Raw genomic sequence first — 18,501 nt, forward strand, 5'->3', positions numbered from 1 at the left:
ACCCGGGCGCGCCACCATGGGGCATGACCGGTTCTGTGAAGGCGATGGCCGTGCTGACCTGTGCCGCGCTGGTGGCGGTGGCGGCGTATTCGGTGGCCCTCGGCAGCAATGGGTGGCTCTGGTTCGGCTGGGTCGTGCTGGGACTGCTGACCGCGGCGATGGCCGCTTCGCGCGGCGCCTGAGGGGCATGCTCTCGTACGGTCCGCAGCCGTCCCGCGCCCGCCCGTAGGACGACGGGGACCTCCGGGGCGTCGACGGGAGCAGCCTGATGTTCTACCACCTGCTGAAGCACGTACTGCTGGGACCCCTGCTGCGGCTGCTGTTCCGGCCGCGGATCGAGGGCATCGAGCACGTCCCGGCCGAGGGGGCGGCCATCGTCGCGGGCAACCACCTGTCCTTCTCGGACCACTTCCTGATGCCGGCCGTCCTGAGCCGCCGGATCACCTTCCTGGCCAAGGCCGAGTACTTCACCGGGCCCGGCCTCAAGGGCCGGCTCACCGCCGCCTTCTTCCGCAGCGCGGGCCAGATCCCGGTCGACCGCACCGGCAAGGAGGCGGGGCAGGCCGCCATCCGGGAGGGGCTCGGGGTGCTGGCCAAGGGCGAGCTGCTGGGCATCTACCCGGAGGGCACCCGCTCGCACGACGGGCGGCTGTACAAGGGCAAGGTGGGGGTGGCCGCGATGGCGCTCGGCGCCGGGGTGCCCGTCGTGCCCTGCGCGATGGTCGGCACTTTCGAGATCCAGCCGCCGGGACAGAAGGTCCCGAAGATCCGCCGGGTGACGATCCGCTTCGGCGAGCCGCTGGAGTTCAGCCGCTACGCCGGGCTGGAGAACGAGCGCGCCGTCCTGCGCGCGGTCACCGACGAGATCATGTACGCGGTCCTCGGCCTGTCCGGTCAGGAGTACGTCGACCGGTACGCCGGCGAGGTCAAGGCGGAGGCGGAGGAGACGCGGAAGAAGGCCCGGCGCACGGGGCGCTGAGCCTTCTTCCTCCGTCCGGACCGTCACCGCGAGCGGAGCCGGCCGGGCGTCACTAGCGGACGGCCGGGAGCTCCTCCAGCGCCGGCAGGTCCGCCGGCGCATTCTGCGCGAGGGACTTCGCGGCGGCCGGGGCCGGGGCGACCGGGGTGGCGTGCGGACCGCACGTCACGTCCTTGGCATCGACCTTGCCGGTGAGCAGGTAGGTGTCCACCCGGGTGTTGATGCAGGGGTTCACCAGGCTGGTGACACCGTGCGAGCCCGCGTTCTGCTCGGTGATGAGGCGCGAGCCGGCCAGCCGCTTGTGCAGCGAGACCGCACCCTCGTACGGCGTGGCCGCGTCCCGCTCCGACTGGACGATCAGCACCGGCGGCAGCCCGCGCTTGGCACCGACCTCGATCGGGGTGGACTGCTTGGCCTTCCAGGTCGCGCAGGGGAGGTTCATCCACGCGTTGGACCAGGTCAGGAAGGGGTACTTCTCGTGCAGCTTGCTGTTGTCGCGGTCCCACTTGGCCCAGCTGGTGGGCCACTTGGCGTCCGCGCACTCGACCGCGGTGTAGACGGCGTTGCCGTTCTCCGCCGTCGCGTTGCCCTTGGTGTCGGACATGTCCGGGGCGATCGCGTCGACCAGCGCCTGCGTGTCACCGGCGACGTAGGCCGCGAAGGTCTGCGCGACCGGCACCCACGAGGAGTCGTAGTACGGAGCGCTCTGGAAGAAGCCGATCAGCTCGGCCGGACCGACGACGCCGCCGATCGGGTTGGCCTTCGCCTTGGCTCGCAGCGCCTCGTACTGGGCCTGGACCTTGGCGCGGGTGTCACCGAGGTGGAAGGACGCGTCGTTCTTGGCGACCCAGTCCTGCCAGTCGTTCCAGCGGCCCTGGAAGGCGACGTCCTGGCCGAGGTTGGCCTCGTACCAGATGTTGTCCTGGTCGGGGTTGACCACGGAGTCGACGATCATGCGGCGCACGTGGGTCGGGAACAGGGTCGCGTAGACCCCGCCCAGGTAGGTGCCGTAGGAGACGCCGAGGTAGTTCAGCTTCTTCTCGCCGAGGGCGGCGCGGATGACGTCGAGGTCGCGCGCGGTGTTCGGCGTGGTCATGTGCGGCAGCATCTCGCCGCTGCGCTCCTTGCAGCCGTCCGCGTACTCGGCGGCCAGCTTGCGCTGCGCGTTCTTGTCGGCCACCGAGTCGGGGACCGGGTCGGCCTTGGGGGCCTTGACGAACTCCTGCGGGTCGATGCAGGAGATCGGCGCCGAGTGGCCGACGCCGCGGGGGTCGAAGCCCACGAAGTCGTACGCCTTGGAGGTGTTGACCCACAGGGGGCTCTTGGTGGTGACCCGGCGCGGGAAGCGCATGCCGGAACCGCCGGGGCCGCCGGGGTTGTAGATCAGGGCGCCCTGGCGCTCCTGCGGAGTGCCCGTGCTGCCGATCCGGTCCACCGCGAGGTCGATGGTCTTGCCGAAGGGCTTGGCGTAGTCGAGCGGGACCTTCACCCAGCCGCACTGGATCGGGGCTTCGAAACCCCAGTCGGCCGGGCAGGCCTTCCAGTCGATGCCGGTGTGGGCCGCGCGGGCGGCGGCGATCTCGACGCCGACCGACTCCGGGATGCCGTAGGAACGGCTGTCGGAGGCCGCGGCGGGCGTGGCCATGACGAGGCCCGCCGTGAGCGTGCCGGCGATCAGAGTGGCAGCGCTCCCCAGCGCTGCGTTGCGTATCACGTGGTTGTTCCCCCTGCGTCAGGTGCCGCCGTGGGCGGCCGACTTCGGACGACGTACAGACGACGTGCAGGGGGATCTTCGCGCCTGACCTGTGCGCGACAACAGAGCACGGTCGGGTTCTTTGCCAACCCGATATCCGGATTGAGGTGTACCGCTGAGCGGTGTCCCGGTTCGTCCCGGGTTCAGCGTCCCCGGCAAGTCCGTTGCCGGTGGCCCGCAGTTGTGGCCGGGAAAACGGGCCCGGAGTCACCAGGCGTACGTGCGCAGCGCCTCGTCCAGCAGCGCGCGCAGCGCCAGCGCGTCCGCGGCCAGGGCCGTGACCAGTACGGCGGGCCCCGCGAGGGGGGTGACGGCGGCCAGCTCGCCGAGCATCGCGGCGGCCGGCGGATGCTCCGCGAAGCCGGGGTCCACGATGAGCAGTTGCCCCAGGGCGCGGTGCCCGGCGAGCCCGGCCGGACCGTCCCAGCCTCCCGGGGCTCCCGGGCCGCAGGCGAGTTCCTGGTCCAGCAGGGGCAGCCCGGCCCAGTGCACGGTGAGCCGGCTGCGCAGCAGGCCCGGCGGTTCGCCGGTGCGCCCGAGCACCTGCTCCTCGCGCAGCACCAGCCGGGCGGTGGCGGCGAGTTCGACGCGGGTGCGCACCCACAGGTCACTGCCCCGGACCGAGACCAGCTGTTCGGGCAGCCAGCACACCGCCGCGCCGTCGTCCACGGTCAGGGTGGTCTCGTACAGGGCGGGCGCGCCGCCCCGGCCGGGCAGGGCGAGGGTGGCGGCGGCCGAGCCGAGGGTGAGGCGGGCGCCGGGGCCCGCAGCAGCCTCGATGCTCAGGTGGTCCCCGCCGAGGGGGGCGGTCATCGCCCCGACGAGGGTGACCCGGGCTTCGCCGGGCTCGCTCCCCCGGGTGCGGCGCAGCGCGAAGGGGCCCTCACCCTGGAGCAGGGGCAGGGCGGTGCCGCCGCGGCCGTCGGCGACGGCGCGGATGCGCGCGGTGGCCCGCAGCCCCGTGGCCGGCACGGCGCCCGCAGGCGGGGCGATTGCCGGGGCCGCGGCGGCGGTGGTCACCGGGCCGCCCAGGCGGCGACGTGGCCCCGGACCCATTCGGCGACCGGAGCCACCCCCTGCGCACTGCGCAGCGACTGGAAGACCACCGGGAGTTCACCGCGCTGCTCGGCGGCGTCCCGGGCCATCCGGTCCAGGTCGGAGCCGACGTGGGGCGCCAGGTCGGTCTTGTTGACGAGGAGCAGGTCGGCGGTGGTCACGCCGGGTCCGCCCTTGCGCGGGATGTCGTCCCCGCCCGCCACGTCGATCACGAAGATCTGCGCGTCGACCAGACCGCGCGAGAAGGTGGCGGTGAGGTTGTCCCCGCCGGACTCGACGAGCACGAGGTCCAGCGGGCCGATCGCGTCCTCCAGCTCCTCCACCGCCTCCAGGTTGGCGGAGATGTCGTCGCGGATGGCGGTGTGCGGGCAGGCGCCGGTCTCCACGGCGGCGATCCGCTCGGGCGGCAGCACCGCCTCGCGGAGCAGGAACTCGGCGTCCTCGCGCGTGTAGATGTCGTTGGTGACGACGGCCATCGAGTACTCGGCGCGCAGCGCGCGGCAGAGCGCGGCGACGGTGGCGGTCTTGCCGGAGCCGACGGGACCGCCGAGTCCGATGCGCAGGGCGCGGCGGGAGCCGTCGGCGCGCAGCGGCGCGGCGCTGTGGGCGTGCCGGTGCGGGAAGGTCCCGGCGTGGTCGAGGTGCATGGAGGCTCCTTGGGGAGGGCTGAGCGTGGTCAGGAGGCGAAGAGGCGGACGGGCCAGGCCGCGTGCGCCTCGGCGGCGATGTCCAGCAGCGGCGAGGAGGCGGCGGGCAGGGCGTGCGCCCCGGCCGAGAGGGCGAGGCGGGCGGCGTCCGCGGCCCGGGCGGCCACCTCGTCCAGGGCCGGGGCGAGCCGGGCCAGTACTCCGCTCGCCTCGAAGGGGTCCAGGCCCAGCAGCCGCACGGTCGCGGTGGCCGGTCCGCCGACGGCTTCGTACGCCGCCACGTGCGCGGCGTCGAGCGGCCCGAGCCCGGCGGCCCGGGCGGTGACGCCGAGCACCACGGGCTGGTGGGCCCCTCGCGGGAAGGCGGCGGCCAGCGCTTCGAGTTCGGGCGCGGGCCAGGTGGCGCGGGCGGCCCGGATCAGCTGCCGGCCGAGCCGGCGCGCCGCCGTCCGCAGCGCGGGGGACGGCGTCCGGGCGTCGGCGGCGGCGTCCAGCTCCGCCGGGTCCATGCCGAGCGCGGCCGCCGCGGCCAGGGCGGCCGCGACCAGGCCCGCGGTGTGCAGCCGGCCCCGGCAGAACGCCTCCAGGGTCACGTCGTCGTGGATCCGGCCCGCCTTGACGGCGGCCTCGGCCCCGCCGGAGTGCGCGTGCCCTCCGGCGGGGAAGCGCCCGTCGGCGAGGACGAGCAGTGCGGCGCGGCTCACCGGACCGGTCCCGTCACCGGGTGCGGCGCGGGACCCGTGCCCGGCGCGGCGGGCTCCCCGAGGGCGGGGGCCCTCATCACAGCGGCGGCCGTCATCAGAACAGGAAGTAGCGCTGGGCCATGGGGAGTTCCGCCGCGGGGGCGGGTTCCACGGCTTCGCCGTCGATGGTCACGGTGAAGGTGTCGGCGTCCACTTCGACGCGCGGGCGCGCGGCGTTGTTGCGCATGTCCTCCTTGGTCACCTTGCGGGTGCTCTCGATCGCCACGAACGCCTTGGTCAGCCCGAGGCGTTCGGGCAGGCCGTCGTCGAGGGCGGGCTGCGAGGTGAAGTTGAGCGAGTTGTGGCCCGCCGAGCGGCCGGTGGCACCGAACATCGGCCGGGGCAGCACGGGCTGCGGGGTGGGGATGGAGCCGTTCGCGTCGCCCATCTGCGCGTAGGCGATCTGGCCGCCCTTGACGACCACCTCGGGCTTGACCCCGAAGAACGCGGGCCGCCACAGCACGAGGTCGGCGAGCTTGCCGGTCTCGACCGAGCCGATCTCGCGGGCGAGCCCCTGGGCGACGGCCGGATTGATCGTGTACTTGGCCACGTAGCGCCGGGCCCGGTGGTTGTCGGCGGGTCCGTCGCCCGGCAGGAAGCCGCGGCGCTTCTTCATCACGTGCGCGGTCTGCCAGGTCCGCATGACGACCTCGCCGATCCGGCCCATGGCCTGGGCGTCGGAGGAGATGATCGAGATCGCGCCGAGGTCGTGCAGGACGTCCTCGGCGGCGATGGTCGAGGGCCGGATGCGGGACTCGGCGAAGGCGAGGTCCTCGGGCACGGCGGGGTTCAGGTGGTGGCAGACCATCAGCATGTCGAGGTGCTCCTCGACGGTGTTGACGGTGTGCGGGCGGGTCGGGTTGGTCGAGCTGGGCAGGACGTTCGGCTCGGAGACCACGGTGATGATGTCGGGTGCGTGCCCGCCGCCCGCTCCCTCGGTGTGGTACGAGTGGATGGTCCGGCCGCCGATGGCCGCGAGGGTGTCGGCGACGAACCCGGCCTCGTTGAGGGTGTCGGTGTGGATGGCGACCTGCGCGCCGGTCTCGTCGCAGACGCTCAGGCAGGCGTCGATGACGGCGGGGGTGGCCCCCCAGTCCTCGTGGATCTTGAACCCGAGGGCGCCGCCCCGCAGTTGGGCGTGCATCGCGTCGCGGGACATCGTGGTCCCCTTGCCCAGCAGCCCGATGTTGACCGGGGAGTCCTCCAGCGCGGCGAACATGCGGGCGAGGTGCCAGGAGCCGGGGGTGACCGTGGTGGCCTTGGACCCCTCGGCGGGGCCGGTGCCGCCGCCGACGAGCGTGGTGACGCCGGAGGCGAGGGCCTCGTCGATGATGGTCGGCGAGATGAAGTGGACGTGCGTGTCGATGCCGCCCGCCGTGACGATCTTCCCGTTGCCCGCGATGATCTCGGTCTCCGGTCCGATGACCAGGGCCGGGTGCACCCCGTCCATGGTGTCCGGGTTGCCCGCTTTGCCGATGCCGCAGATCCGGCCGTCGCGGATGCCGATGTCGGCCTTCACGATGCCCCAGTGGTCCAGCACGACCGCACCGGTGATCACGGTGTCGGGCGCGCCCTCGGCGCGCGTGGTGCGGGCCTGGCCCATCGACTCGCGGATCACCTTGCCGCCGCCGAAGACGGCTTCGTCGCCGGAGCGTCCGGGTCCGCCGCTGAGGTCCTCCTCGATCTCGACGAAGAGGTCGGTGTCCGCGAGCCGGATCCGGTCGCCGACGGTCGGGCCGAAGAGGTCGGCGTACTCCTGGCGGGTCAGCTCAGCCATCGAGCGGCCCCCCGGTCTCCCCGCGCAGGCCCGGTACGACGCGCAGGCCGGCCAGCGGGACGAGCTCCACCGCGACCGGGATGCCCGGCTCGAAGCGGACGGCCGTACCGGCGGCGATGTTCAGCCGGAGCCCGTGGGCGGCCCGCCGGTCGAAGTCCAGACCGGGGTTGACCTCGGCGAAGTGGTAGTGGGAGCCGACCTGCACGGGCCGGTCGGCGGCGTTGAGCACGGTGAGACGGGTGACGGCGCGGCCCTCGTTGAGGCGCACCGGCCCGTCCCCGAAGCGGATCTCTCCGGGGATCATGACGGGGAAGCCTCTCAGACGATGGGGTCGTGGACGGTGACGAGCTTGGTCCCGTCGGGGAAGGTGGCCTCGACCTGGACGTCGTGGATCATCTCGGGAATGCCCTCCATGACCTCCGCCCGGGTCAGCACGGTCCGCCCGGAGGCCATGAGCTCGGCGACCGTGCGGCCGTCGCGGGCCCCTTCGAGGATGTGGGTGGTGATCAGGGCGATCGCTTCGGGGTGGTTGAGGAGCACCCCGCGCGCCCTTCGTTTCTCGGCCACGTCGGCTGCCACGTGGATCAGCAGTCTTTCCTGCTCGTGCGGTGTGAGTTGCACCCGTATCACCCGGTTTCTCGACGTCTTCGACTACGCGCCGTGCGAGACCCTATCCGCCGTCAACACTTTGTTGACCTGCGCATATGCGGCTCAAGCAGTTCTTTCCCTACGAGGGGCAAGACTTTCCGGAGCACACACCGCCGCTTTGCCATCCCTTGGCCGAAGACAGACCGTTGGGCCCCGGCCCGGCGTGCTGTCCGCTGCCGGGAGGACGTCACGGTAGGGCGCCGGTTTTTCCGCGGCGTTAACTCACGTTTCCAGCGGGGACCGGATGCGGCGGCCGGGCGCAGCCGGACACCGGCTCGTATACGGCGATACGTTGAGGGCAACGAACTCTGCGTGGAGCACAACGCCCCGAAGTGCGGCCAGGGCTGACCGGTCCTCAGCCGCGGCGCGCCGCGGGGACCGTCCAGGGCAGCGAAATCCACACCGTCTTGCCGCCGTCGTCGGTGGGGCTGACCGAGAGCCGCCCCCCGGATTCCGCCGTGAGCCAGCGGATGATGACCATGCCCCGGCCGTTGTCCTGCTGGACGGCGGCCGGGAGCCGCTTCGGCCACCGCGGATGACTGTCCGTCACCCCGACCCGCAGGAGTTCCTCGCGCTCCAGGCGGACGTCGACGGTGAAGGTGGGCGACTGGCCGAAGGTGTGCTGGACCGCGTTGGTGGCCAGTTCGGAGACGATCAGCCGGATGGTGTCCGCGATGTCGGCGTCCTCGGGAAGTCCCCATCCGCTCAGCACGTCCGCCACGTAGCGCCGGGCGGTGGAGACCGATGCGGGATCGCTCGGCAGGGTGACGGATGCTTCCTGGTGGTCTGCCATGGCGCGGTCCCTTTCCCACCGGAGCGCAATGCCCCGGATCTGTGCTGAGCGCCAGAGTGCCACTCATTGTCCCGGTGCTGCTGCCGTTCACCCAAGATCTGCATATATCTGTCCCTCGTTGCGGTGAACTCTGCTACGGAAGACCGTATTCGGACGGCAGACTGGTGCGAGCTGTGCCGGGGGGTAAGGAGGCGGGTGTGCAACACGGTCCCGCGGTGCGCCGGCGCAAGCTCGGCGAGGAACTGCGTGCGCTCCGTGACCGGTCCGGACTCACCAGCGGTGAGGCGGCCCGGATCGTGGGGTGGCACCAATCGAAGATCAGCCGGATCGAGACCGGCCGCAGCGGCGTGAAGCCCGAGGACGTACGGCTCCTGCTCGACGCCTACGGAGGCGTGGGCGCCCAGCAGCGCGCCCTGCTGGAGGCGCTCTCGGCGTCCGCGGCCGGGCCGGGTCCCGAGATCGGGCGCGGTCCGCAGTGGTGGCACGACTACCGAGGCCTGCTGCCGCAGGAGTACCGGGACTTCATCAGCCTGGAGGCGGGCGCCCGGTCCGCGCGCACGGTGGAGCTGTCCGTGGTCCCCGGCCTGCTGCAGACCCCCGCCTACGCCCGCGCGGTGACCCGGGCCGCGCTGGGCGGGCTGCCGGAGCCGAAGGTGGACGCGCTGGTCGACGTACGCCTCGCCCGGCAGTCGGTGCTGCGGACGGATCCGCCGCTGGAGCTGAGCGCGGTGCTCGACGAGGCGGTGCTGCGGCGCCAGATCGGCGGTCCGGGGGTGATGGCGGAGCAGCTGCGGTCGCTGGTGGTCGTGGCGCGGCTGCCGCAAGTGCGGCTCCAGGTACTGCCGTTCAGCGTAGGGGGGCATCTCGGCCTGACCGGACCGTTCGTCATTTTCTCATTTCCGGACATCGCCGATCTGGATGTGGTGGTACTCGACCATTTGACGAGTAGCCTCTATCTGGAGCGGAAGGAAGACCTTGAGGCGTACAGCGCCGCGTTCCGCACCATCCAGGCGCACGCCCTCCCGCCCCAGGACTCGTCGGATCTGATCAGCGCCCTCGCTGACGACGCGTAAGGAGGCACCCCCGTGTCCGCAACCCCCTTATCCACCCGCGGACTTCTGATCAGCGCGCGGTGGCGGCGCAGCAGTCGCAGCACCGGAATGAACAACTGTGTGGAAACCGCCGTCCTCAGCGGCGGCCTGCTGGCCGTCCGCGACTCCAAGCGGGCGGACGGCCCGGCCGTGCTCTTCACCGGGCCGGCCTGGGACGGTTTCCTCACGCTGGTACGGGCGGACCTCGCCCGGTAAGGCCGGTCCTACCGGTCCGCGGCTCCGGCCGGCGCGGTCGCCAGGATCGTGTCCACGGCCCGGGTGATCTCCTCCCCCGTGAGGTCCCCCCGGGCGGTCAGCCGCAGCCGGGAGATCCCGTCCGGCACGGACGGCGGCCGGAAGCATCCCACGAACAGACCCGCCTCGCGGCAGTCGGCGGCCCAGCGCAGTGCCGCCGCGGCCGACGGGGCCCGTACCGACACCACGGCCGCGTCCGGCCGGGCCGCGGTCAGGCCGGACGCGGTGAGCCGCCCGTACAGCCGGTCGGCCACCTCGCGGGCCCGCGCCGCCCGCTCCGGTTCGCGCTGGAGCAGGCGCAGGCTCGCGAGGGCCGCCCCCGCGGCGGCCGGAGCCAGCCCGGTGTCGAAGATGAAGGTCCGGGCGGTGTTGACCAGGTGCCGGATCACCCGGGCCGGGCCGAGGACCGCCCCGCCCTGGCTGCCCAGGGACTTCGAGAGGGTCAGCGTCGCCACCACGTCGGGCGCGCCGGCGAGCCCGGCGGCGTGCAGCGCGCCGCGGCCGCCCTCGCCCAGCACCCCGAGCCCGTGCGCGTCGTCCACGACCAGGGCGGCGCCGGCCGCGCGGCAGACGGCCGCGTACCCCGCGAGCGGCGCGGCGTCCCCGTCCACGGAGAACACCGAGTCGCTGACCAGCAGCGCCCGGCCCTCGTGGCCGGCCAGCGCCTTGGCCGCCGTGTCCGGATCCGCGTGCGGGACCACCTCCGTCCGCGCCCGCGAGAGCCGGCAGGCGTCCACGATCGAGGCGTGGTTCCCGGCGTCGGAGACGACCAGCGTGTCCCGGTCGCTGAGCGCGGTGACGGCCGCGAGGTTGGCGGCGTACCCGGAGGACAGCACGAGCGCGGCCTCGAACCCGCAGAAGGCTGCCAGCTCCCGTTCCAGCTCGGCGTGCAGTTCGGTGGTCCCCGTGACCAGCCGCGACCCGGTGGCCCCGGCGCCCCAGCGCTCGGCGGCCTCGCGCGCGCCCGCGACGGTCTCGGGGTGGCGGGTCAGGCCGAGGTAGTCGTTGCTCGCGAGGTCGAGCAGGGACGAGGAGGCCGGCCGCGGCCGCAACGTCCGGACCAGTCCGGCGCGCTCCCGGGACCGCTCCGCGTCGTCGGTCCAGGCGAAGACCTCGGCGGGGTCGGGAAGGTGCTGGGGCATCGGCGGGTCCTCTTTTGTCGGCAGTCCACAGACCTGCCCGACCCTAGCCGCCCCGACTCCGGCGCCAGGTGTGGCGATACACACACTCCGATCCGGCCATGTTGTGCGATCTCTCCTTGGCCGGGAGTGGTCGTGTGGTCCAGGATCGGCGTCATGGACCTGCTGAACACCCTGGTGGACAAGGGGCTGCGGCGCGAGCTGCCGACCCGCGAAGAGGCGCTCGCCGTACTGGCGACCTCTGACGACGAACTGCTCGACGTGGTGGCCGCTGCCGGCAAGGTGCGCCGCCAGTGGTTCGGGCGTCGGGTCAAGCTGAACTACCTGGTCAACCTGAAGTCGGGCCTGTGCCCCGAGGACTGCTCCTACTGTTCCCAGCGGCTGGGTTCGAAGGCGGAGATCCTGAAGTACACCTGGCTGAAGCCGGAGGAGGCCTCCGAGGCCGCCGCGGCCGGAGTCGCGGGCGGCGCCAAGCGCGTGTGCCTGGTGGCGAGCGGCCGCGGCCCGACGGACCGGGACGTGGAGCGGGTCGGCAAGACCATCGCCGCGATCAAGGAGCAGAACGAGGGCGTCGAGGTCTGCGCCTGCCTGGGCCTGCTGTCGGACGGTCAGGCGGAGCGGCTGCGCGACGCGGGCGCCGACGCCTACAACCACAACCTCAACACGTCCGAGGCGACGTACGGGGCGATCACCAAGACCCACACCTACGCGGACCGCGTGGACACCGTGCAGAAGGCGCACGCCGCGGGCCTCTCCGCCTGCTCGGGCCTGATCGCGGGCATGGGCGAGAGCGACGAGGACCTCGTCGACGTCGTCTACTCGCTGCGCGAGCTGGACCCGGACTCGGTGCCGGTCAACTTCCTGATCCCGTTCGAGGGCACCCCGCTCGCCAAGGAGTGGAACCTCACCCCGCAGCGCGCGCTGCGGATCCTGGCGATGGTGCGCTTCGTCTGCCCCGACGTCGAGGTCCGCCTCGCGGGCGGCCGCGAGGTCCACCTGCGCACGATGCAGCCGCTGGCCCTGCACCTGGTCAACTCGATCTTCCTCGGCGACTACCTCACCAGCGAGGGCCAGGCCGGCCAGGCCGACCTCGACATGATCGCGGACGCCGGTTTCGAGGTGGAGGGCGCCGGTACGTCGACCCTCCCCGCGCACCGCTCCGACGTCGCGGCCGGCGGCTGCGGCTCGCACGGCGAAGGCGCGGGCGCGGGTGCGTCCGTCTGCGGTTCGGCCGCTCCGGCCGGCGCGGACGCGGGCTGCGGTTCGGCGTGCGGGGGCTGCTCCGGCCACGCCGAGGACGCGGTGGCCGCCGTACCGGCGCAGGACGCCTCCGGGCAGGCCCCGGCCGGCGAGGTGCGCCCGGACCTGGTGGCCGTGCGCCGGCGCGGCGCGGGAACGGAACTCGCCCCCAATGCCTGATCCGCACCACCCGCACGACCCGCTGCCGGCCGGCGAGCTCCTCGCGCTGGACAGGCAGCACGTCTGGCACCCGTACGGCCCCATGCCCGGGCGGCAGGAGCCGCTGGTCGTCTCCTCCGCCTCGGGCGTCCGGCTGCGGCTCGGCCGGACGGCCGAGGGACGGGACGAACTGGTCGACGGCATGTCCTCCTGGTGGTCTGCCATCCACGGCTACAACCACCCGGTGCTCAACGAGGCCGTGCGCGACCAGCTCGGCCGGATGTCGCACGTCATGTTCGGCGGGCTCACCCACGAGCCCGCCGTCCGGCTCGCGGCGAAGCTGGTCGAGATCTCCCCGGCGGGCCTGGAACACGTCTTCCTGGCCGACTCCGGCTCGGTCGCCGTCGAGGTCGCGGTCAAGATGTGCCTCCAGTACTGGACCTCGATCGGCCGCCCGGGCAAGCACCGCCTGCTCACCTGGCGCGGCGGCTACCACGGGGACACCTGGCAGCCGATGGCCGTGTGCGACCCCGAGGGCGGGATGCACGAGCTGTGGCAGGGCATGCTGCCGCGCCAGATCTTCGCCCAGGAGCCGCCCGGCGGCTTCGACGCGCCCGTGGACCCGGCCTACGTGGAGCACCTGCGCTCCCTGGTCGGCAAGCACGCGGACGAGCTGGCCGCGGTGATCGTGGAGCCGGTGGTGCAGGGCGCGGGCGGCATGCGCTTCCACTCCCCCGGCTACCTGCGGGTGCTGCGCGAGCTGTGCGACGAGTACGGGGTGCTGCTGATCCTGGACGAGATCGCGACCGGATTCGGGCGCACGGGCGCCCTCTTCGCCGCCGACCACGCGGGGATCACCCCGGACGTGATGTGCGTCGGCAAGGCGCTGACCGGCGGTTACCTGACGCTGTCGGCGACCCTGTGCACGCCGCGGGTCGCGGACGGCATCTCGCGGGGCGAGGTGCCGGTGCTGGCGCACGGGCCGACCTTCATGGGCAACCCGCTGGCCGCCGCGGTGGCGCTGGCCTCGCTCGACCTGCTCCTGTCCCAGGACTGGGCGGGGGAGGTCAAGCGGATCGGGGCCGGGCTGGCGGAAGGCCTGGCTCCGGCGGCCGGTCTGCCCGGGGTGAAGGACGTACGGGTGCTGGGCGCGATCGGCGTGGTGCAGCTCGACCACCCCGTGGACATGGCCGCGGCGACCCGGGCGGCCGTTCGCGAGGGCGTGTGGCTGCGCCCGTTCCGGGACTTGATCTACACGATGCCGCCGTACGTGACGGGTGACGGTGACGTGGCGCGGATCTGCCGTGCGGTGTGCGCGGCGGCGCGGGAAGGCTGAGCGGGAAGACCGAGCTGAAGAGTCCGATGAGTACGGGTGCGATGAGTACGGGTGCGAGAGGTGCGGGGCCGATGGACGCGGGGTCGACGGGTGTGAGCGGTACGGGCAGGGGTCCTTCCGGTGTGGTGGTGGTGTCCGGGACGGGCACCGAGATCGGCAAGACCGTCGTCACCGCGGCGATCGCGGCCGCGGCGGTGGCCGCCGGGCGTTCCGTGGCGGTGCTCAAGCCGGCGCAGACCGGGGTGGGCCCGGACGAGCCGGGTGACGCGGCCGAGGTGGCGCGGCTGGCGGGCGCTGGGGTGACCACCCGGGAGCTGGCCCGCTATCCGGAGCCACTGGCTCCGGACACCGCGGCCCGGCGGTCGGGGCTGGCCACGGTCGGACCCGCGGAGGTGGCCGAGGCCGCCGGGAAGCTGGCCGCGGAGCACGACCTCGTCCTCGTCGAGGGGGCGGGCGGGCTGCTCGTACGCTTCGACGAGGCCGGGAACACCCTTGCCGACGCGGCCCGGCTGCTGCGGGCGCCGGTGCTGCTCGTGGTCCCCGCCGGGCTCGGCACCCTCAACTCGGCCGCGCTGACGGGCGAGGCGCTGCGGGCCCGCGGGCTGGCGGGCCTCGGCCTGGTGGTCGGCAGCTGGCCGACCTCACCCGACCTCGCCTCCCGCTGCAATCTGGCCGACCTCCCGGCGGTGTCGGAGATGCCGCTGCTGGGCGCGGTCCCCCACGCTTCGGGGTCGCTGACCCCGGCCGCCTTCCGCGCCGCGGCGCCCGGCTGGCTGGCCCCGGACCTGGGCGGCGACTGGTCCGCGCCGGACTTCCTGCGGACCTGGAGCTGAGGGTCCTGCGGATCTGGAACTGAGGGGTCCTGCGGACCTGAGGCTGAGGGTCCTCGGACCCGGGCCCGAGGTTTTCGGGACTTCTTCGCGGCGCTGCGGGTGGCGCCCCGCATCGGGGGGAGACTGGAGACACGCGTACGTCCGCTCCAGGAGGTCCGTCATGTCACCGCGCCCCCGCCGGACCCCGCCCCGGGACGCCGTCCACCACCCCGTGTTCGCCCGCTTCTACGCACGGATGAGCGTCCAGGCCGACTCCCGCGGCGGGATCTCCTCGCTGCGCGGCGAGCTGCTGCGCGGCCTCTCCGGCCGGATCATCGAGATCGGCGCGGGCAACGGGCTGAACTTCGCCCACTATCCGCGCGCCGTCTGCGAGGTGGTCGCGGTCGAACCGGAGCGCACCCTGCGCCGGCTGGCGGCCCGCGCCGCGCTGCGCGCCGAGGTCCCCGTGGACGTCGTACCGGGCGCCGCCGAGGCCCTCCCCGTCAAGAGCGAGGCCTTCGACGCGGCCGTGGCCTCCCTGGTGCTGTGCACCGTACGGGACCTGCCGCGCTCCCTCGCCGAGCTGCACCGGGTCATCCGGCCCGGCGGTGAGCTGCGCTTCTTCGAGCACGGACTGGCGCCCGGACCCACGATGGCCGGGATCCAGCGCGCGCTGGACCGGACCGTGTGGCCCCGCTTGTTCGGCGGCTGCCACACGGCGCGGGACATCCTGGCCGCGGTCGACGCCGCCGGCTTCCGGATCGTCGAGCAGCGCGGGCTGCGGATGCCGGAGCGCGGGCCCGCGCTGCCTACCTCGTACTGCGTGATCGGGTCGGCCCGGCGCTCCGACGACTGAACCGGCGCTCGCCCGGGGACCCCGCCGGCGTCCCGCGGTCGGGCATTGCGCGGGAACCCGTGCCCGTGCTGGGATCACGGTCATGATCGATCTGCGCATACGGACGGCCGGGGCGGCAGAGGCCGAGGACGTGCTGTCCTTCTGGAAGGTGGCGGCGGAGGGCACTTCCGTCACGGACGACGTGGACGGGGTCACCCGGCTCATCGAGCGGGATCCGGACGCCCTGATCCTCGCCGAGACCGACGGGCTCCTCGTGGGGTCCGTGATCGCGGGTTACGACGGCTGGCGCTGCTCGCTCTACCGGCTGGCGGTACTCCCCTCGCACCGCAGGCGCGGGATCGGGACGGCGCTCCTGGACGCCGCCGAGCGGCGCTTCCTGGCCGTGGGCGGACGGCGCGGGGACGCGATGGTGCTGGAGGCGAACGAGCCGGGGCAGCGGGCCTGGGCCGCGGCCGGCTACCACCGCGAGGACCACTGGCGCCGCTGGGTCAAGCCGCTCGGGACGGCGTAGCGTCCGTCCGGGCGCGATCCGCGCGTCCTGCCCGTCATGTCGTCCGATCGAGCGATGCGCACACTTTGCCGATCCTTTACCCTGGGGGAGACCGCTTCCCGATGCAGTCCCCTCGAACGAAAGGTGTGAGCGTCCGCCCATGGGCGAGCCTCCCAGTACCCGACACCGCGCGATCCGCCTCCTCCTGTCTGATCATGGGACGGAGGTGAACCGATGACCGAAGTGCTTCTGCTCGTCGTCGCGCTGCTGCTCTGCCTCGCCTGCGGGGTCTTCGTCGCGGCCGAGTTCTCGTTGACGACCATCGAGCGCAGCGAGCTCGAAGGAGCCGCCGAGCGCGGCGAGCGCGGCGCCGACAGCGCCCTGGCCGCCGTCCGGAGCCTGACCTTCCAGCTCTCCGGCGCCCAGCTCGGCATCACCGTGACCGGCCTGGTCATCGGCATGATCTCCAAGCCCTCGATCGCCACCCTGCTCAAGGGGCCGTTCGAGGCCATGGGGCTGTCCGCCGGAGCCGCTTCGTCCACCGCCCTGGTCCTCGGCACCGCCGTGTCGACCGTCGTCCTGATGGTCGTCGGCGAACTGGTGCCGAAGAACTGGGCGATCTCCTCGCCGCTGGCCCTGGCCAAACGCGTGGCGACCCCGCAGCGGATGTTCAGCCGGGCCTTCCGGCCGCTCATCGGCCATCTGAACACCACGGCCAACCACATGGTGCGCCGCTTCGGGCTGGAGCCGGCCGAGGAGCTGGCCTCCGCGCGCAGCCCGCAGGAGCTGGTGGCACTGGCGCGGCACTCCGCGAAGGCGGGCGCGCTGGAGAAGGACACCGCCGAACTGTTCGTGCGGACCCTGAACCTGGCCGACCTGACCGCGGAGAACGTCATGACCCCGCGGGTCCAGGTCACCGCGCTCGACGTGCAGACCACCGCGGAGGACGTGGCGAACGCGACCATGGCCACCGGCCTGTCCCGCTTCCCCGTCTACCGCGGCAGCCTCGACAGCGTCGTCGGCACGGTCCACATCAAGGACGTCCTGGCGCTGCCCGCCGCCGAACGCCACCGCTACCCGGTCGCGCAGCTGCTGCGCGAGCCGCTGCTCGTCCCCGAATCACTGACCGTGGACCGGCTGCTGGACCGGCTCTCCGGCAGGCAGACGATGGCCGTGGTGATCGACGAGTACGGCGGCACGGCCGGCGTGGCCACCCTGGAGGACATCGTCGAGGAGGTCGTGGGCGAGGTCCGCGACGAGCACGACCCGCACGAGACCCCGGACCTGGCCGCGGCCGGTACGGACGCCTCCGGCCGCGCGCTCTTCTCCGCGGACGGCGCGGCGCGCACCGACCAGCTGGAGCGGATCGGCCTGCGGGTGCCGGACGGCCCGTACGAGACGCTGGCCGGGCTGATGGCCACCGAGCTCGGCCGCATACCGGTCAACGGCGACAGCCTGGAGCTGGGCGGCTGGCGCCTCGACGTGGTGGACGACAGCGGGCGGCGCGCCGCGCGCGTGCTGCTGCACGCGCCGGTCGAGGAGCCCGCCGACGCTTCGCGCGGACGCGACGGCGCGCACGGCAAGACCCGCCGCAAGAGCGGCGACACGCAGCCGGAGGAGGGCCGATGACCGCGATCCAACTACTGATCGGCCTGGCGACCCTGGTCGTCAACGCCTTCTTCGTCGGCGCGGAATTCGCGCTGATCTCGGTCCGGCGCAGCCAGATCGAACCGTACGCCGAGGCGGGCGACCGGCGGGCCCGGGCCGTGCTGTGGGGCCTGGAGCACGTGTCGGCCCTGATGGCGGCGGCACAGCTGGGCATCACGCTGTGCACCCTGGTGCTCGGTGTGGTCGCCGAACCGGCCATCGCCCACCTGCTGACCCCGCTCTTCGACCTGTTCGGGGTGCCGGCCGGGGTCACCCACGTGATCTCCTTCGTGGTGGCACTGGCGCTGGCGACGTACCTGCACATGCTCTTCGGCGAGATGCTGCCGAAGAACGTGGCGCTGGCCGAGCCGGTCCGTACCGCGCTGCTGCTCGGGCCGCCGCTGGTGACCCTGACGCGCGGCCTGAGGCCGGTGATCTTCGCGATCAACGCCTTCGCCAACGCGTTGCTGCGGCTGCTGCGGGTCGAGGTGAAGGACGAGGTCGCCGCGACCTTCTCGGACGACGAGCTGGCCCGGATCGTCAAGGACTCCAACGCCGCGGGCCTGATCGACGGCCGGGCGAGCGAGCGGCTGCACGACGCGCTGGAGCTGGGCCGCCGGCCCGTCATCGAGGTGGCGCTGCCCATGGACCGGGTCCTCCCGGCCGAGGAGGGCATCACGCCGGAGGGGCTGGAGCGGCTCTCCGCCACGTCCCGCTACTCGCGGTTCCCGGTGCTCGACGGTCAGGGAAAGATCCTCGGCTACCTGCACGTCAAGGACGCCCTGGACGTCACCGCGCGGGACGAGGCCTTCCCGGTCTCGGCGCTGCGCCCCATCGCCCAGGTCCGCGCCCAGACTCCGCTGGATGACGTCCTGACCGCCATGCGGCGCAGCCGGACGCACCTGGCGGCGGTCCTCGGTGCGGACGGGACCATGACCGGTCTGGTCACGATGGAGGACGTGCTGCGCGAGCTGTTCGGGAACCGCTCGGCCACGTGAGACGGTCCCGGGCAGCGACCGGCCGGGTCCGGCAGCCCGGCCCGCGGCGCGACGTCCCCGGTCCTCATCGCGGGACCGGGGAA

The 18,501-nt window shown here is 73.2% G+C and carries 20 protein-coding genes; 11 read left to right on the forward strand and 9 right to left on the reverse strand.

The genetic code is table 11. The features are described from left to right. Window positions 1–23: 23 nt before the first annotated feature. Window positions 24–182, forward strand: a complete 159-nt coding sequence (locus tag AC0693_RS25545) for a hypothetical protein (RefSeq protein WP_356405725.1) — start codon at window positions 24–26, stop codon at window positions 180–182. 86 nt (window positions 183–268) lie between these two features. After that, complete coding sequence (locus AC0693_RS25550; protein WP_356405723.1) at window positions 269–979, forward strand: lysophospholipid acyltransferase family protein; 711 nt, start codon at window positions 269–271, stop codon at window positions 977–979. Between the two features lie 52 nt (window positions 980–1,031). On the opposite strand, the gene AC0693_RS25555 is transcribed toward AC0693_RS25550, so the two are convergent. The 8 genes from AC0693_RS25555 to AC0693_RS25590 all read right to left on the reverse strand — a co-directional run bounded on the left by AC0693_RS25555 (window position 1,032) and on the right by AC0693_RS25590 (window position 8,396). After that, on the reverse strand, window positions 1,032–2,624 hold the full coding sequence (locus AC0693_RS25555; RefSeq protein ID WP_356405977.1) for an alpha/beta hydrolase: 1,593 nt from the start codon (window positions 2,622–2,624) through the stop codon (window positions 1,032–1,034). A 315-nt stretch (window positions 2,625–2,939) separates the two neighbouring features. After that, window positions 2,940–3,752, reverse strand: a complete 813-nt coding sequence (locus tag AC0693_RS25560; RefSeq protein ID WP_478802995.1) for an urease accessory protein UreD — start codon at window positions 3,750–3,752, stop codon at window positions 2,940–2,942. Then, window positions 3,749–4,435, reverse strand: a complete 687-nt coding sequence (ureG, locus tag AC0693_RS25565; protein WP_356405719.1) for an urease accessory protein UreG — start codon at window positions 4,433–4,435, stop codon at window positions 3,749–3,751. The genes AC0693_RS25560 and ureG overlap by 4 nt, the downstream gene beginning before the upstream one ends. Window positions 4,436–4,464: 29 nt before the next feature. Beyond that, on the reverse strand, window positions 4,465–5,139 hold the full coding sequence (locus AC0693_RS25570) for an urease accessory protein UreF (RefSeq protein ID WP_469336348.1): 675 nt from the start codon (window positions 5,137–5,139) through the stop codon (window positions 4,465–4,467). Between the two features lie 94 nt (window positions 5,140–5,233). After that, the gene (locus AC0693_RS25575) at window positions 5,234–6,955 is read right to left on the reverse strand and encodes an urease subunit alpha (RefSeq protein WP_478802996.1); all 1,722 of its coding nucleotides are present in this window, start codon (window positions 6,953–6,955) and stop codon (window positions 5,234–5,236) included. Continuing rightward, window positions 6,948–7,259, reverse strand: coding sequence for an urease subunit beta (locus tag AC0693_RS25580; RefSeq protein WP_356405713.1), 312 nt, complete (start codon window positions 7,257–7,259; stop codon window positions 6,948–6,950). Before AC0693_RS25580 ends, AC0693_RS25575 begins: the two co-directional genes overlap by 8 nt. Window positions 7,260–7,273: 14 nt before the next feature. After that, on the reverse strand, window positions 7,274–7,576 hold the full coding sequence (locus tag AC0693_RS25585) for an urease subunit gamma (protein ID WP_468471219.1): 303 nt from the start codon (window positions 7,574–7,576) through the stop codon (window positions 7,274–7,276). A 382-nt stretch (window positions 7,577–7,958) separates the two neighbouring features. Then, window positions 7,959–8,396, reverse strand: a complete 438-nt coding sequence (locus tag AC0693_RS25590; RefSeq protein WP_478802997.1) for an ATP-binding protein — start codon at window positions 8,394–8,396, stop codon at window positions 7,959–7,961. A 197-nt stretch (window positions 8,397–8,593) separates the two neighbouring features. On the opposite strand from AC0693_RS25590, the gene AC0693_RS25595 reads away from it, so the two are divergent. Beyond that, complete coding sequence (locus AC0693_RS25595) at window positions 8,594–9,469, forward strand: helix-turn-helix domain-containing protein (RefSeq protein ID WP_356405707.1); 876 nt, start codon at window positions 8,594–8,596, stop codon at window positions 9,467–9,469. A gap of 12 nt (window positions 9,470–9,481) precedes the next feature. Beyond that, window positions 9,482–9,703, forward strand: a complete 222-nt coding sequence (locus tag AC0693_RS25600; RefSeq protein ID WP_385776993.1) for a DUF397 domain-containing protein — start codon at window positions 9,482–9,484, stop codon at window positions 9,701–9,703. Between the two features lie 8 nt (window positions 9,704–9,711). On the opposite strand, the gene AC0693_RS25605 is transcribed toward AC0693_RS25600, so the two are convergent. Beyond that, window positions 9,712–10,884, reverse strand: a complete 1,173-nt coding sequence (locus AC0693_RS25605) for an 8-amino-7-oxononanoate synthase (RefSeq protein WP_356405703.1) — start codon at window positions 10,882–10,884, stop codon at window positions 9,712–9,714. Between the two features lie 153 nt (window positions 10,885–11,037). Between AC0693_RS25605 and bioB the strand changes: the two genes are divergently transcribed. The 7 genes from bioB to AC0693_RS25640 all read left to right on the forward strand — a co-directional run bounded on the left by bioB (window position 11,038) and on the right by AC0693_RS25640 (window position 18,418). Further along, window positions 11,038–12,300 carry a biotin synthase BioB gene (gene bioB, locus AC0693_RS25610; protein ID WP_356405701.1) on the forward strand — a complete coding sequence of 421 codons (1,263 nt, stop codon included), beginning with the start codon at window positions 11,038–11,040 and terminating at the stop codon, window positions 12,298–12,300. Then, window positions 12,293–13,615, forward strand: coding sequence for an adenosylmethionine--8-amino-7-oxononanoate transaminase (locus AC0693_RS25615; RefSeq protein WP_478802998.1), 1,323 nt, complete (start codon window positions 12,293–12,295; stop codon window positions 13,613–13,615). Before bioB ends, AC0693_RS25615 begins: the two co-directional genes overlap by 8 nt. A gap of 71 nt (window positions 13,616–13,686) precedes the next feature. Beyond that, the gene (gene bioD / locus AC0693_RS25620; RefSeq protein ID WP_478802999.1) at window positions 13,687–14,448 is read left to right on the forward strand and encodes a dethiobiotin synthase; all 762 of its coding nucleotides are present in this window, start codon (window positions 13,687–13,689) and stop codon (window positions 14,446–14,448) included. 160 nt (window positions 14,449–14,608) lie between these two features. Next, on the forward strand, window positions 14,609–15,283 hold the full coding sequence (locus tag AC0693_RS25625; protein ID WP_356405695.1) for a class I SAM-dependent methyltransferase: 675 nt from the start codon (window positions 14,609–14,611) through the stop codon (window positions 15,281–15,283). A gap of 82 nt (window positions 15,284–15,365) precedes the next feature. Further along, window positions 15,366–15,794, forward strand: a complete 429-nt coding sequence (locus AC0693_RS25630) for a GNAT family N-acetyltransferase (RefSeq protein ID WP_468471229.1) — start codon at window positions 15,366–15,368, stop codon at window positions 15,792–15,794. Window positions 15,795–16,007: 213 nt separating this feature from the next. Then, the gene (locus AC0693_RS25635) at window positions 16,008–17,402 is read left to right on the forward strand and encodes a hemolysin family protein (RefSeq protein WP_356405691.1); all 1,395 of its coding nucleotides are present in this window, start codon (window positions 16,008–16,010) and stop codon (window positions 17,400–17,402) included. Then, the gene (locus AC0693_RS25640; RefSeq protein WP_478803000.1) at window positions 17,399–18,418 is read left to right on the forward strand and encodes a hemolysin family protein; all 1,020 of its coding nucleotides are present in this window, start codon (window positions 17,399–17,401) and stop codon (window positions 18,416–18,418) included. The genes AC0693_RS25635 and AC0693_RS25640 overlap by 4 nt, the downstream gene beginning before the upstream one ends. The last annotated feature ends 83 nt before the right edge of the window (window positions 18,419–18,501 follow it).

Source organism: Streptomyces sp. NPDC043876 (assembly GCF_056435825.1).

Excerpts from the sequence above, each read along its gene's own strand:
- AC0693_RS25635 (WP_356405691.1), top strand. The coding sequence starts at position 16,008 with ATGACCGAAGTGCTTCTGCTCGTCGTCGCGCTGCTGCTCTGCCTCGCC.
- AC0693_RS25545 (WP_356405725.1), top strand. The coding sequence starts at position 24 with ATGACCGGTTCTGTGAAGGCGATGGCCGTGCTGACCTGTGCCGCGCTG.
- AC0693_RS25550 (WP_356405723.1), top strand. The coding sequence starts at position 269 with ATGTTCTACCACCTGCTGAAGCACGTACTGCTGGGACCCCTGCTGCGG.
- AC0693_RS25555 (WP_356405977.1), bottom strand. The coding sequence starts at position 2,624 with ATGGCCACGCCCGCCGCGGCCTCCGACAGCCGTTCCTACGGCATCCCG.
- AC0693_RS25615 (WP_478802998.1), top strand. The coding sequence starts at position 12,293 with ATGCCTGATCCGCACCACCCGCACGACCCGCTGCCGGCCGGCGAGCTC.
- ureG (WP_356405719.1), bottom strand. The coding sequence starts at position 4,435 with ATGCACCTCGACCACGCCGGGACCTTCCCGCACCGGCACGCCCACAGC.
- bioD (WP_478802999.1), top strand. The coding sequence starts at position 13,687 with ATGGACGCGGGGTCGACGGGTGTGAGCGGTACGGGCAGGGGTCCTTCC.
- bioB (WP_356405701.1), top strand. The coding sequence starts at position 11,038 with ATGGACCTGCTGAACACCCTGGTGGACAAGGGGCTGCGGCGCGAGCTG.
- AC0693_RS25625 (WP_356405695.1), top strand. The coding sequence starts at position 14,609 with ATGTCACCGCGCCCCCGCCGGACCCCGCCCCGGGACGCCGTCCACCAC.
- AC0693_RS25605 (WP_356405703.1), bottom strand. The coding sequence starts at position 10,884 with ATGCCCCAGCACCTTCCCGACCCCGCCGAGGTCTTCGCCTGGACCGAC.
- AC0693_RS25590 (WP_478802997.1), bottom strand. The coding sequence starts at position 8,396 with ATGGCAGACCACCAGGAAGCATCCGTCACCCTGCCGAGCGATCCCGCA.
- AC0693_RS25580 (WP_356405713.1), bottom strand. The coding sequence starts at position 7,259 with ATGATCCCCGGAGAGATCCGCTTCGGGGACGGGCCGGTGCGCCTCAAC.
- AC0693_RS25630 (WP_468471229.1), top strand. The coding sequence starts at position 15,366 with ATGATCGATCTGCGCATACGGACGGCCGGGGCGGCAGAGGCCGAGGAC.
- AC0693_RS25575 (WP_478802996.1), bottom strand. The coding sequence starts at position 6,955 with ATGGCTGAGCTGACCCGCCAGGAGTACGCCGACCTCTTCGGCCCGACC.
- AC0693_RS25640 (WP_478803000.1), top strand. The coding sequence starts at position 17,399 with ATGACCGCGATCCAACTACTGATCGGCCTGGCGACCCTGGTCGTCAAC.